Genomic DNA, 12668 nt, shown 5'->3' with positions numbered 1-12668 from the left:
AAATATGCTGATTAGCTGATGATCTCCTGCCTATCAATGTTCACGTCTAACTACATCTACTGTTTATGACCTAATTTTTGTCTGTAAATGATTAAAACAATCAATCTCCAATGTCACCTTCAAGGTCACACTTCTCCCCATCAATTTAATCAGGTTCAAGGGGTTGTCTTTGATAAAGATGGAACCCTCGCCCAGTCGGAAGGCTTTTTAGCCCATTTAGCCCGTCGTCGGGCACGCCGTGTGGATGCCATGGTTCCAGGAACCCAAGAGCCTCTCTTACTTGCCTTTGGGGTGGAGCGGGATCACCTGAACCCCAGTGGATTACAAGCGGTGGGAAGCCGTTATGAAAATATGATTGCGGCGGCGGCCTACATTGCGGAAACGGGTATCAGTTGGTTTGAGGCCCGTACCCTGGCCCAACAAGCCTTTGCAGAAGCTGATGCCCATGAATCTGCTAAAGCCAGTCAAACACCGCTCATTCCGGGTGTGATGGACTTAGTGCAACACCTTGCGGCTGCAGCTATTCCCCTGGCGGTGTTATCGGCGGATAGTACAGCTAATGTTCAAGAGTTCTTACAGACCTATGAATTAGATACATATTTTACCCAAGCAAGGGGGATAGAACCGCCTCTGGCAAAACCAGATCCGGCCCCCCTCCTCCACCTGTGCCAGGATTTAGGAATTGCACCGGCAGCTACCTTGGTCATTGGGGATGGAGATGGGGATATGGCCATGGCTCAACGGGCTGGAGCAATGGGATTGGCTGTGACCTGGGGATGGACGGTAACGCCCCAGTTTAGTCAAACGAATATCGTTGTTGATCGGCCTGATGCCCTTCAGGTTGTTGCCGGATAATTTGGGTCATTAAAAACCCCTAAATCTACCTCAGCTTAGAGGTGGACGAAGAAGGCGATCTCATTACCTACCGCATTGGGACACCGCAAACCGTCAGTTGTTTCGCTACTGCTTTTCTAGCTTCCCCGCACTGCCACCCGTGTGGATTGAACTGGCATGGTTTGCCCCTGGCTTCCCCGCCCAAAAAGATGAATGGTGAGGGAGCGCGAGTTTTCAAGGCAAACATAAAAACCATTGGCTCCTGCTTGTTCACCACTGGGGCAGGTAAAAGCCGTTGTTGGCGGCTGAACGGCATCCATGATTTCATTACCGACATTATTGGGAATGGCATGGGGGGGATCCGGTAAATCCAGCCCGCCCGTTGTCCGTTGTACGCGATAAATCATGTTGGGTTTGAGCCAGACAATATTATTACAGCCACTAATATCGCGGATGTAATACACTGTGTTGGTATTATCGGGATTCCGCAGGTGTAGCACTGGGGTATTGGTGGCACAGGCCGTAGGATTCACCGTATAGCCCGTGGGTAAATTGACACTGCGGGCCTGGCGGATATCGTTAGATAAATAGCTGAGGGTGCGATCAATCTCAACGCGGCGATCGCCATCGGATTGACTGGTTTGATCAATGCCCATCAAGGTGACGAGGGCAAACCCGAGCGAGGCAATCACCACCCCCGCGATCGCCACCCCCACCATTAATTCCGTGAGGGTAAACCCATTATTTTTACCCTGTTGCTCTAAGGAAAAATCTAAGGCAATATATCGCCCTAAGAAAAACCGTGGCATCATCATTGCACCTGTAGCGTCGTACAATTGGCTGCGGTAGCTCCCACCGTATCGCTATCTTGATAGGTTCCCTTCCGCATCATCCCCACCCCATTGGATAGGACAAAGCAACGCTGGGTTGCTTCACCCGTAGGTAAGGCCACAACCAGGGTTGCCGTCGAATTGGTAGTGCCATTCACAAAAAAACTATAGTCGTTGCGATTACTGCGAAGCTGAATCGGAGTGAGAAAGGGCAGGGCAGGATCGCCAAAAGTCCGTGGCCCCGTCACTAAACAACTTCCCGTAATTGATCCGTTACTACTGGTATTAATGATTAAGTCACACTGGCGGCCTTGACGGATTGCTTCCCGTTGGGCCTCCTTCATCGCCCCTTCCACTTTGACAAGGGCATCCCGTACCCGGCGATCGTTGAGCCAGGATAAAAAACTCGGCAAACTAATGGCCGCCAAAATACCAATAATCACCACAACGGCTAAAATTTCCGGCAGGGTCACGCCCCGATTCCACCTACGGACATTTAAGGGCAGCATCGGGAATCACCTCCGTATCTAACACAGCAACGGCAGTCGTTGATCCTTGGGGAACCACTTGATAATTAAATTGCAAAATATGGTACGGTGGCGTATTCGCAACCACTGGAATGGCACTTCCCCCCGGCCCGCCTCGAATCAAGGTATAGGTTTGACCACCAATGGTACGGGTAGATGCAACCAAGGACGGTAGTTCTGTGCGTAGGGCCTGGGCAAATCCAAAGGCTGGAGTGGTGGCATTGCACATATTAATGGCGATCACATTCCCGCCACTGGCCTGAACCGAGGCGATCGCTGGGTTAAAGGTTAATTGGGCTGGCGTTGTCGAAACCGCCGTCACAGAGTAAGGAGTCGGATCACTGCCAATCCGTAGGGTATCCCCACTGGCAAATCCATCCACCCATTCCACATTGATCGTCGTGGCTCCCAGGGTTGTCGGGGCGGTTAGCTGGGTTGACTTGTAGCCCGCAGCTAAACTACGGATTTGCTCGATGTCTTCCTGAATCCAGCTTTTGGTGGTACTCATTTCCCGTCCTTGGGTTTGCAGGAGCATGGCATAGACCATTAACTGCATGGAACTGGCCACAAACAACATGGCAATCAACATGCCCACAATGACTTCCACCAGGGAAAATCCTGCGGATGCCAAGGGAATCCTTCTCCCTAGGGGGCTGAGAAAAGAACGATTTAGTTTTAAGGGAGAGACAATCATGGAGTCACCGCCTTGCGTTCCCACTTACTAATGGAATCCATACCCAGGGGCAACACACTACCCGGCGGATTCAGGGGGGGCAGGGTGGGCTGTAGGGTCGTCCAGGCCACGGGCACGGGTTCAACGGTGGTTGTTCCCTGGGATAAATCTATTTCCCGAGCCCAAATCATCCCCTTAAACCGGGTCGTATAGTTCGCCTGACCAAGCCGCACTAAGGCATTGGGGGCAATAATCACCGCCTCTGTGGTGGTCGGTAAGCCGGCGGTATGACGACTGGCAAAGGAAATTTCATTGGTGGCAGATGTGCCAATAATCTTAAAGTTACTGGGGCTACAGCCTGTCACAACGGTGGCTCCATTGGACATACCATCCGGTGGATCACTGGTATCGGTACAGTCATGGCCAATTTTTACCCGCGTTGTTGAACTTCCCCCCGCTGATAGGGCCGTTCGTAGATCTCCAGACAGGTAAAGGGTGACGCGCTCTCCCGGTTTAACAATCACCCGCGAAGTGCCCGTGGTGGTTAGGGTGATGCGCCCCCGATAAATATATTCTCCGTTCAAACCATTGGGCGTATCTGCGGGCCGGGGCAAAATGGTGGTGACACCGGATGCGGTATTAATTAATCCCAGATCGTAGGGATCGCCAGCGGGAATCGGACTAGCCAAGGGAGAGGGCAAGGATAGGGCGGGGTTGGAGGTCACTTGCCCGTCAGCGATCGCCCCACCGACGAGCGTGCCTAAGTTACCACATTTGGCCTCGACAATTTGGGTGGATGCCGTAGACAGCACTTGAGTACCGGCGCCTGGGAAGGTGTAATCTTGGGCCCATAACTCTGGGGTGGCCATACTCGGCACAATACTGCGACTGACGGGAATCCCCAGTTCTAGGCGGGTACTGGAGCGTACCTGATTTCCCATTAATGTTTCCCCTTGTAGGGTTAGGGTTCCTGTACCGGGAATTGAACCGGGAGCTTGATAGCGAATAATGCGGAATTGTCCCCCTTGAGCAGGAACCGATTCATTAAAGGCCTCGGCCTCGACGTAGGTGGGATGGGAATTATTGCAACCCAAGTCATCTAAATAGGCTCCGCTTTCACCGGCCCAATAAACGGAGCCCTCTGGATGAATATCTTCCCGTAGGAAGGCACGATTCCGAGTGAAAAAATCCTGGATGCGGGTGAGACCCACCTCGGCGATCGCCACACTCTGCTCTGAGGCCCGTTGCGCCGAAGCCGTTGTTGTTTGGGTTTGGGATCTGAGCATCATGGTGACACCAATGAGCATCATCACCAGGCCCATACCCACCACCAAAGGCAAGGTAAAACCCTGATCAGGCTGAAGCCGTAGGCGAGAATGAATATTGCGTAGCCGCTGATACATAGAAATTCCCCGCAATGCAGCCTCGATCAAAAGGCCGAGCAACCCAACCTTAATGTTTCAAAAAGATAACGTCCTAAAGAAACACCCTAAACAAATGCCCTAAAATGATTCACAGCAAATGTTTTACCTGGGACTGGTTGACTGCGATCGTACGAATGGCTTGAACAGACAAACGAAAGGAGTAAGTCAACTTGGACTTAATAGGATTAAAATTAGCAAACTTCTCGAGCATTGCGTGTTAAGGGGGTTACATTGCCCTAAAAACTGGTATGGGACAGTGGGTACTTAAGTCCTTGTTCCATTGCAGATCGTAGGTTCTGGGCATAGGGTAAGCATTTGCGAATTCTGTTTTTAACCACCCCCAGCATTTCTCAATCCAGTTGACGTCGGGGAGTGTCAACGCAGCATTTCTAAAAGTTCTGTTTCATTGAGACAGGTGATGCCCAAGGTGGTGGCTTTTTTGAGTTTGCTGCCTGCTTTTTCACCCACCACAAGATAATTTGTCTTTTTACTAACGCTGTCGCTGACGTTGCCGCCATGGTTTTGGATCAAGTTTTTGGCTTCATCACGACTGAGGGTGGGCAGGGTTCCGGTGATCACAAAGGTTTTGCCCCTCAGGGTTGGGTCAATTTCAGGGGTTTGGGATAGGCCTGGGGAGGCGGTGGCGAGGGTTAGTCCGGCTTTTTCTAGGGATTGAATTAGGTGTTGATGGCGGGGAATCCGAAACCATTGGTAAACGGACTGGGCAATTTCTGGGCCAATACCATGGATCTGGGCGATCGCCCCCTGTTCCGCTTGGGCGAGACTAGGGGCACTGGGAAAGGTTTCACTGAGCAGTTGGGCATTGACGACTCCGACATGGCGAATGCCTAAGCCATACAACACCCGACTCCAGGGCCGTTCACGGGAGCGATCGATGGCGTTGAAAACATTGGCGGCGGACTTTTGCCCCATGCGCTCTAACCCGGCTAACTCCTCAAGGGTCAGACCATAGAGATCCGCTGGGGTATGGACTAGGCCCGTTACCACTAATTGGCGTACCAGTTTTTCCCCCATGCCATCAATATCTAGGGCATCCCGGCTTACCCAATGGACAATGGCCCCCCGGACAATGGCGGGACAATCGGTATTAATGCAACGACTAACGGCTTCATCCTTGGGCTGGACAACGGGTTCATGGCATTCCGGGCAGTGATCCGGTAGTTGAAAGGAGCAGGCATCCTGGGGTCGCAATTCGGGAAAGACGCGCAGGACTTCGGGGATAATTTCTCCGGCTTTATGAATAACCACGGTATCGCCAATGTGAAGGTCTAATTGGGCCAGGCGATCGCCATTGTGGAGGGTAGCTCGGGCCACGGTGGTTCCGGCTAATTGGACAGGCTTGAGTTCGGCCACGGGGGTGAGGGCACCGGTACGCCCTACATTGACACTGATATTGAGAACCTGGGTAATGGCTTGTTCCGGTTCATACTTCCAGGCGATCGCCCAGCGGGGAAATTTTTGGGTAAACCCCAGACCTTCTTGCAGGTGCATGGCATTGAGTTTGATCACCACCCCATCGGTTAAATAGGGCAGGGAAAGCCGATCGGTTTGCCAGCGATCGTAGTAGGCCTGGATTACTTCTAGGGTAGAACAGTGCTGCCAGTGGGGATTTACTCGAAAACCCATCTGTTTTAGGGCTTCTAGGCATTGGATTTGGGTTTCCAGGGACAGAAGAAAACCCTTGGGCCCATGGAGAGTATAGGCAAAAAAATCCAGTTGACGTTGGGAGACAATTTGGCTATCCAGTTGGCGTAGGGTACCGGCGGTGGCATTGCGGGGATTGGCAAAAAGGGGATCTCCCTGATCTTGGCGATCGCGGTTGATCTGATGAAACACATCAAGGGGTAAAAATGCCTCTCCTCGAATTTCCAGTAGGGGGGGCGGCTCCCTTAAATTGAGACGGAGGGGAATGGAGCGAATGGTACGCACATTGCTCGTAATATCTTCGCCAGTGATACCATCTCCCCGAGTTGCACCCCGCACTAAACAGCCATTTTCGTAGGTCAGGGCTAGGGCGGCTCCATCAATTTTGAGTTCACAGCCATAGCTCCTATCTTCCGGTAAGTCCCCCTGATTACTGCGCCAATACCGTTGCCAGCGATCGCGCCAGGCTACCATATCTGACCAGCTAAAGGCATTTTCAAGACTGTAGAGGGGAGTGCCGTGGGTCACGCTGACAAATTGACTCGCCGGCCTTTCACCAACCCGTTGGGTTGGGCTGTCGGGGGTAATCAGATCGGGATAGTCTGCCTCTAGGGTTGCCAACTCCCGATATAACTGGTCATAGACGGCATCCTCCATAATGGGCTGATCCAGCGCATAGTAGGCGTAGCTGGCCTCCTGGAGGAGTTGCCGTAGGTGATGGGCTTTTTCTTGCTCAGGGATTGCAGCCATAGGATAGAAGTAATTTTAAGTATGCAGTATCCTAACTTGGGTGACGACACCTAATATTTAGCTAGTGCGTAATTTGGTTAGTGCGTAGGTCTAGACTTGCAAAAGCCGACCGCCACATTCCTGGTACAGTGTATTGAATTCACCGGCCGTAATCGGGCGACTGGCATAATACCCTTGTATTATGTCGCAACCTACATTTCTAAGAAAATCGTATGCGCCTAAGGTCTCCACCCCTTCCGCAACAACCTTCATATCCAACTTGTGTGCCAAATTTATGGCTGCTTCCACAATATATTTTGCTCCAACATTGTTTGGTAAACCGCGAATAAAGGCTTGATCGATCTTGATGACGGAAATAGGCAACTTGGCTAGGTACTGTAGGGATGAATACCCCGTACCAAAATCATCTATTGATAAAACTATATTCGACTTAGATAGTGTAGTTAACTTTTCGAGACTGCTTTCAACATATTCCATGAACGAATTCTCGGTAATTTCCAGCTCCAGATTTTCTCCTTTTACACCGTGGCTATCTAGTAACTGGCGAACCGTTTTGTCGAAATCATGACTCATTAGATTACGTGTTGAGATGTTCACCGCTATTTGCATACCTTTCAGGCCATTTTGCTCCCACGTTGCGATTTGGCCTAGTGCCTGATCCATTGCAAAATAGGTGATTTGATCAATGAGTGTGCTTTCTTCGGCACGGGGTATGAATAGGTTTGGGGGTATCTTTCCACGAACAGGGTGATTCCAGCGCATCAGTGCCTCGGCACCATAAATATAGCCGGTTTGCGTGATTACCTTGGGTTGATAGTGCATGGTTAACTGCCCAGCTTGCAATCCATCCATCAGTTCGCCCAGTAACTCAATATTTTCTCGTATTCTCGCATCGTGTTCAGAGCAGACAACGATCTCACCTTGCTGTTTTTTTGCGGTTGCTTCTGATACGGCGTAGCGTACTTTTTCAATATATTTTCCAGGCTCATTGATGGCACTTTCTAGCACCACGCTTCCGAGGTAAATATCGCCATGAAGGTGCAGACTACCAAAGGCGAACGGCTTTTGAAGTGCTTTTTTCAGATTCTCCGTCTTCTGCCTCATATCGGTTTCGGTAGTTTCCAACAACACTACCCCAAGGCAATTGTGGCCTAGACGGTACACAGAAGGGTTGCTGGGCAATTCACTGCTGGCTAAACAGGCTAGATGGGAAAATACTTGATTAACAGCATTTGCCCCAAAATGCATTTCAATTTCGTCTGCGTTCGACAGTGCAATACCTAGTAAGAAATGTGAACAACGGTTTTTTTCGGATAGATCGGGTAAACTCTGAATAAAGTTCTCCATCGAAATTCTATTAGGTAGTCCAGTTGTTGAGTCATAATTGGCAAGCCATTTGATTTGTTTTACGTAGAAAAGCATCCGATCACTGGCAAAGCCTACGATCGAACCAACAAGTGCGAAAAAGCCCATCCGGTACAGCCAATTAATCGTCTGTTGCGTTTCACCCGTCATGGTGTCTATGGGCATGAATGGGCCTAAAACTATGCCCCCTAATATTGCAGATAGTAGCCCTCCTGCTATCCCAAAAACAATGGCAGAAAAGATAATTGGTAAGTACATCGAATGCGGAAATACATACTTGACTCCGCCTGTGGCGTAAACGAAAAAGTAAACCCCCGCAACCATCAAAAGAATCAGCAGAATGAAAGGATATTTTGTTTTTTTATGCCAATTCATTAGTTCAAATGGGTCTGTCATTTTCCCCTATTCCCCCTGATTGACTGACAAAATTGAAACAAAAACAGACGCTAGTTTAGTCTGGGAAGTGACTACAGCTATTAGACAAAGACCCATTCCTCCAAATTCCCGCCTTTATGATGGCCATCTCGAAAAATTCGCAAAGTCGCTCACACTATGAGATCATGCTGAGAAGATAGCATAATTACACATGATGGCAAGTAATCTATAAGACGATAAAGATTGCCAATATTATTGGGACGTAGATGAACGCCTTGAGAAGTTGGTAGCGCAACAGGGCATATTAAGCCGCTGGAATACCTGATGTGAGATGCTAAACGGTGAAAGCTCGACTATCGAATTGTCCTAAATACCGATGCCCTATACCTATCTATATCCGCGGCCGGCATTAACGGTGGATTGTGTCGTTTTTGGCCTAGATGACGAAGATATTAAGATCCTATTGATTCAGCGGGACCTACCCCCCTTTGGCGGCCAGTGGGCCCTACCAGGGGGATTTGTGCGCCTAGACGAAACCCTAGATGAAGCGGCGCAGAGGGAACTTCAGGAAGAAACGGGTATCGAAAACATTTTCCTAGAGCAGTTTTATGCCTTTGGCGATCGCGATCGAGACCCACGGGAGCGGGTGGTGACAGTTGCCTATTACGGATTAGTAAATCTGTGGGATCATCACATCCAGGCTGCCACCGATGCCAGAGATGCGGCTTGGTTTCCCTTTCGGCAAATTCCGAAGCTCCCCTTCGATCACGATAAAATTGTGACCATGGCCAGCGATCGCCTCCAGGGAAAAGTGCGGCGGGAACCCATTGGTTTTGAACTCTTACCCAAAAAGTTTACCCTTACCCAACTGCAAAAACTCTATGAGAAAATTCTGGGGCAGCCCTTAGACAAACGTAATTTTCGCAAAAAGATATTAAAGATGCATCTACTCATTGAACTGGATGAAATCCAAGATAATGTTCCCCATCGAGCAGCAAGGCTGTATCAGTTTGATCCACAAAAATACGAGGCCCTTAAACAACAAGGGTTTAACTTTGAAATTTAATCCCGATCCCCTGCCAGCATCGTTGGATTCCCTAGGCGTAATATATTCCACTTAAAAGTGGTATAGAAAAAAAGTGGTATAGAACGTAATGTAGCTGGCACTCTAGGAGTTGTATGACCTATTGCTTAGGAATTATTACCCGTACTGGCCTGGTGATGGCGGCGGATTCCCGCACAAATGCTGGGGTTGACTATATTTCTACCTATCAAAAGCTCTTTGACTTTTCCGTACCAGGAGAGCGAGCGATTATCCTTTCTTCTGCGGGTAATTTGGCAATGACCCAAGAGGTCTTAACCCTGATGCAGCGGGACTTAAAGGGCCAGGCAGAAATCAGTTTACACACCTTGCCCAATATGTATGAGATCGCCCGCTATATCGGCGGCAAAATGCGCCAAGTCACGGATTCCAATCGCCAGTGGCTCCAGCAGGATCAAATTGACTATCAATGTACCTTTCTCCTCGGTGGTCAAATTCGCGGTGAGGGGCACGTTCTCTATCTGATCTATAGTCAGGGGAACTTTCTCCATGCCACGCCGGAAACTCCCTTTTTGCAGATTGGTGAAACCAAGTATGGTAAACCCATTCTCGATCGCACCCTAAACTATGAAATCTCGGCTACGGCGGCGGCGAAGTGCGCGCTACTGTCCCTAGATTCGACAATGAAATCCAATATTTCGGTGGGGCCGCCCTTTAGTATGGTGATGTACGAAGCAGATAGCTTTTTAGTCAAACACCGGGCAGAGTTTGTGCTTGGGGATCCCTTCCTCGTCAAGGTGCGTAAATTTTGGGAAACCTCATTACGGCAAGCATTTGAGGCCATGCCTGACATTCAATGGCATGAAAAGCTAGAGCATCCAGCCCCCATGGATAGCCCCGCCTCGGAATCTGTTCGGGACGATCGCTAATCTACTAAGACGTTCCTGAGGTTTTTTTGATGTCTGATCCCGATACCATCCTTGAGGTGATAGGATTTCCCCAGCCGCCCCAAGCGGATCCCCCCTATTGGCTGATTTTGCTCCATGGTTGGGGGGCCAATGCCGCTGATTTACTGCCCCTGGTTCCCCTTCTTGCCCCGGACGGTCAAGGGTTTACCCCCAATGCTCCCTTTCCCCATCCCTTAGTGCCAGGGGGACGAATGTGGTACGAATTGAACCTCCAGGAGGATGGAACGGTGAGGGATCCCCATGGGGAACCCCCTCGAGAACCTGGGCCAGCGGCAGGGGATGAAGCCCCCATTGACTATAGTTGTCGTCTCCTAGAGCAATGGTTGACAACCCAGGATATTGATCTGAGCCGCACAATCTTAGGTGGCTTTTCCCAGGGGGGAGTCATGACCCTAGAGGTGGGCCTCAAGTATCCCTTTGCGGGCCTAGTCGTCTTTAGTGGCTATTGGTTGCGATCGCTCCCCAGGAGTGAACCCTCTCCCCCGATTTTGATGATCCATGGCAACCAGGATCCTGTGATTCCGGTTCAGGCGGCCCAAGATAGCCGCGATCGCCTCAACCAAGCTGGGTTTAAATGCACCTACCGGGAACTCACCATGGGCCATACCATCAATGACCAGGCGATCGCCCTCGCCTATCAGTTCATTAAAACCCATAAAAAAGTCCATAAATAAATTAAAGTTCATAAATAAATTAAGCATTCTATAGCATAAAGGGGGAATCTTGTACACTAGAACCATAAATAGCCGTGACGAGGATCTTCCCATGGGCCTAATGCGTATTCAAGACTTAATTGTACCGATCCTCCTGTTGAGTATTGTTTATATTGGCTTTGGCGATCGCATTTTGCCGGAACCCCTCGGTGGTCTGAGTACGGCCACCCGCGAGGGAATGAATGATGTTATTCGTGGCACATTTCCCGGGTTTTCCCCCTTGAATCCCCACGATCGCACTGAAGAAGCGATTGAAAAACTAGACAAGACCAAAACCAAATGATTTGCTGAGCAATAGCACTCTTTTATGAAAGGAATTGTCTTTTTGATGATCATGGCCCTATGGATGGGGGCGATCGCCATTGTCTCCGTCCAGAATGCCACCCCTGTCCGCATTCATTTTGGGTTTTGGCAATCCATTCACTTACCCTTTGGTGTTGTCCTCACCCTAGGAGTGATTTGTGGACTATTCCTTGCGATCCTGTTCGGCCACCGTCGGCTAGGCAGACATTTCTAGCATTCGCTGAATGGGTTTGAGGGCCGCTGCCCGAATCTCTGGGGCAATCTCAATGGCAGGTTGCTGGTTTTTCATGCAGAGATAGAGTTTCTCCAGGGTGTTGAGCCGCATGAAGGGGCATTCATTACAATTGCAGGCACGATTACTGGGAGGAGCCGGAACATAGACTTTGTGGGGATTTTGCCGCTGCATTTGATGGATAATCCCTGGCTCTGTTGCCACGATAAAAACCTGACGATCGCTGGTTTGGGTGTGGTGCAGTAGGGCGGTCGTTGAACCAATAAATTGGGCATGGCGGAGAACAGGCTCCTCACATTCTGGATGGGCAATCACGTCTGCCTCTGGGTAGGCCGCTTTCAGTTCAATGATTCTACGCTCTGAAAAGGTTTCATGGACAATACAACTCCCCTGCCATAGCACCATCTCCCGGCCAGTTTGGGCCATGACATAGCGACCAAGGTTGCGATCGGGGGCAAAAATAATTCCTTGTTCCGGCGGTAATTGCTCCACAATGGAAACGGCATTGGAACTGGTGCAAATAATATCACTGAGGGCCTTAATTTCAGCCGTGCAATTGATGTAGGAAATGACCAGATGCTCGGGATGGGCTGCCTTAAATTGGGCAAATTGATCCGCCGGACAGCTATCGGCAAGGGAGCAACCCGCCTCTAAATCCGGCAGTAACACCAACTTATCAGGATTCAGAATTTTCGCCGTCTCGGCCATGAAGTGAACCCCGGCAAAAACAATCACATCCGCTGGGGTCTGAGCAGCCTGACGGGATAGACCCAGGGAATCGCCAATGTAGTCCGCTACGTCCTGGATGTCCGCCTCTTGGTAATAGTGGGCCAAAATCACGGCATTTAGGTCTTTCTTTAATTGGGCGATCGCCCCCACAATATCCGTGGGAATAGGGGAAACCGATACAGGAAAAGCAGTAGCTAACACAATTGTTTATGAAAAAAAATAAAGGGTTTTTTTATTA

General features: G+C 49.9%; 13 protein-coding genes. 6 read left to right on the top strand and 7 right to left on the bottom strand.

What is annotated here, in order from left to right; translation table 11 throughout:
- Nucleotides 1-87 precede the first annotated feature (87 nt).
- A complete protein-coding gene (locus tag L3556_RS11725) occupies nucleotides 88-855 on the top strand; it encodes an HAD family hydrolase (RefSeq protein WP_277867454.1) in 768 nt (255 codons plus the stop codon).
- 116 nt (nucleotides 856-971) lie between these two features.
- Here the strand turns inward: L3556_RS11725 and L3556_RS11720 are convergent, their stop codons facing one another.
- The 6 genes from L3556_RS11720 to L3556_RS11695 form a co-directional block, all read right to left on the bottom strand.
- Nucleotides 972-1670: a prepilin-type N-terminal cleavage/methylation domain-containing protein gene (locus tag L3556_RS11720; RefSeq protein ID WP_277867453.1), complete on the bottom strand. Its 699-nt coding sequence runs from the start codon at nucleotides 1668-1670 to the stop codon at nucleotides 972-974.
- Complete coding sequence (locus tag L3556_RS11715; RefSeq protein ID WP_277867452.1) at nucleotides 1646-2173, bottom strand: pilus assembly FimT family protein; 528 nt, start codon at nucleotides 2171-2173, stop codon at nucleotides 1646-1648. The genes L3556_RS11720 and L3556_RS11715 overlap by 25 nt, the downstream gene beginning before the upstream one ends.
- Entirely contained in the window at nucleotides 2151-2885 is a 735-nt protein-coding gene (locus L3556_RS11710; RefSeq protein WP_277867451.1) for a hypothetical protein, read from the bottom strand. Before L3556_RS11710 ends, L3556_RS11715 begins: the two co-directional genes overlap by 23 nt.
- On the bottom strand, nucleotides 2882-4267 hold the full coding sequence (locus L3556_RS11705; protein WP_277867450.1) for a hypothetical protein: 1386 nt from the start codon (nucleotides 4265-4267) through the stop codon (nucleotides 2882-2884). Before L3556_RS11705 ends, L3556_RS11710 begins: the two co-directional genes overlap by 4 nt.
- A 396-nt stretch (nucleotides 4268-4663) precedes the next feature.
- Nucleotides 4664-6703: an NAD-dependent DNA ligase LigA gene (gene ligA / locus L3556_RS11700; protein WP_277867449.1), complete on the bottom strand. Its 2040-nt coding sequence runs from the start codon at nucleotides 6701-6703 to the stop codon at nucleotides 4664-4666.
- Between the two features lie 90 nt (nucleotides 6704-6793).
- Nucleotides 6794-8464, bottom strand: a complete 1671-nt coding sequence (locus tag L3556_RS11695) for a putative bifunctional diguanylate cyclase/phosphodiesterase (protein WP_277867448.1) — start codon at nucleotides 8462-8464, stop codon at nucleotides 6794-6796.
- Between the two features lie 355 nt (nucleotides 8465-8819).
- Here L3556_RS11695 and L3556_RS11690 point away from each other — a divergent pair, with 355 nt between their 5' ends.
- The 5 genes from L3556_RS11690 to L3556_RS11670 all read left to right on the top strand — a co-directional run bounded on the left by L3556_RS11690 (nucleotide 8820) and on the right by L3556_RS11670 (nucleotide 11683).
- Nucleotides 8820-9509, top strand: coding sequence for an NUDIX hydrolase (locus tag L3556_RS11690; protein ID WP_277867447.1), 690 nt, complete (start codon nucleotides 8820-8822; stop codon nucleotides 9507-9509).
- A gap of 113 nt (nucleotides 9510-9622) precedes the next feature.
- Nucleotides 9623-10414, top strand: coding sequence for a proteasome-type protease (locus tag L3556_RS11685; RefSeq protein ID WP_277867446.1), 792 nt, complete (start codon nucleotides 9623-9625; stop codon nucleotides 10412-10414).
- A gap of 29 nt (nucleotides 10415-10443) precedes the next feature.
- The gene (locus L3556_RS11680; protein ID WP_277867445.1) at nucleotides 10444-11127 is read left to right on the top strand and encodes an alpha/beta hydrolase; all 684 of its coding nucleotides are present in this window, start codon (nucleotides 10444-10446) and stop codon (nucleotides 11125-11127) included.
- 91 nt (nucleotides 11128-11218) lie between these two features.
- Nucleotides 11219-11449 (top strand): hypothetical protein, encoded by a 231-nt coding sequence (locus L3556_RS11675; protein WP_277867444.1) that lies wholly within the window; start codon nucleotides 11219-11221, stop codon nucleotides 11447-11449.
- A gap of 24 nt (nucleotides 11450-11473) precedes the next feature.
- Nucleotides 11474-11683 (top strand): LapA family protein, encoded by a 210-nt coding sequence (locus L3556_RS11670; protein ID WP_277867443.1) that lies wholly within the window; start codon nucleotides 11474-11476, stop codon nucleotides 11681-11683.
- Here the strand turns inward: L3556_RS11670 and nadA are convergent.
- Nucleotides 11666-12631 (bottom strand): quinolinate synthase NadA, encoded by a 966-nt coding sequence (gene nadA, locus L3556_RS11665; RefSeq protein ID WP_277867442.1) that lies wholly within the window; start codon nucleotides 12629-12631, stop codon nucleotides 11666-11668. The two genes, L3556_RS11670 and nadA, sit on opposite strands and share 18 nt — an antisense overlap.
- Nucleotides 12632-12668: the final 37 nt, after the last annotated feature.

The organism is Candidatus Synechococcus calcipolaris G9 (genome assembly GCF_029582805.1).
GTDB lineage: Bacteria > Cyanobacteriota > Cyanobacteriia > Thermosynechococcales > Thermosynechococcaceae > Synechococcus_F > Synechococcus_F calcipolaris.
Note: the sequence above shows the minus strand (reverse complement) of the source record. Positions and strands in the feature narration are given on the sequence as shown.

Bases quoted from the DNA above. Each gene is read 5' to 3' on its own strand.
- L3556_RS11685 (WP_277867446.1), top strand. From the start codon at position 9,623: ATGACCTATTGCTTAGGAATTATTACCCGTACTGGCCTGGTGATGGCG.
- L3556_RS11695 (WP_277867448.1), bottom strand. From the start codon at position 8,464: ATGACAGACCCATTTGAACTAATGAATTGGCATAAAAAAACAAAATAT.
- L3556_RS11705 (WP_277867450.1), bottom strand. From the start codon at position 4,267: ATGTATCAGCGGCTACGCAATATTCATTCTCGCCTACGGCTTCAGCCT.
- L3556_RS11690 (WP_277867447.1), top strand. From the start codon at position 8,820: ATGCCCTATACCTATCTATATCCGCGGCCGGCATTAACGGTGGATTGT.
- ligA (WP_277867449.1), bottom strand. From the start codon at position 6,703: ATGGCTGCAATCCCTGAGCAAGAAAAAGCCCATCACCTACGGCAACTC.
- L3556_RS11715 (WP_277867452.1), bottom strand. From the start codon at position 2,173: ATGCTGCCCTTAAATGTCCGTAGGTGGAATCGGGGCGTGACCCTGCCG.
- L3556_RS11675 (WP_277867444.1), top strand. From the start codon at position 11,219: ATGGGCCTAATGCGTATTCAAGACTTAATTGTACCGATCCTCCTGTTG.
- L3556_RS11725 (WP_277867454.1), top strand. From the start codon at position 88: ATGATTAAAACAATCAATCTCCAATGTCACCTTCAAGGTCACACTTCT.
- L3556_RS11670 (WP_277867443.1), top strand. From the start codon at position 11,474: ATGAAAGGAATTGTCTTTTTGATGATCATGGCCCTATGGATGGGGGCG.
- L3556_RS11710 (WP_277867451.1), bottom strand. From the start codon at position 2,885: ATGATTGTCTCTCCCTTAAAACTAAATCGTTCTTTTCTCAGCCCCCTA.
- L3556_RS11680 (WP_277867445.1), top strand. From the start codon at position 10,444: ATGTCTGATCCCGATACCATCCTTGAGGTGATAGGATTTCCCCAGCCG.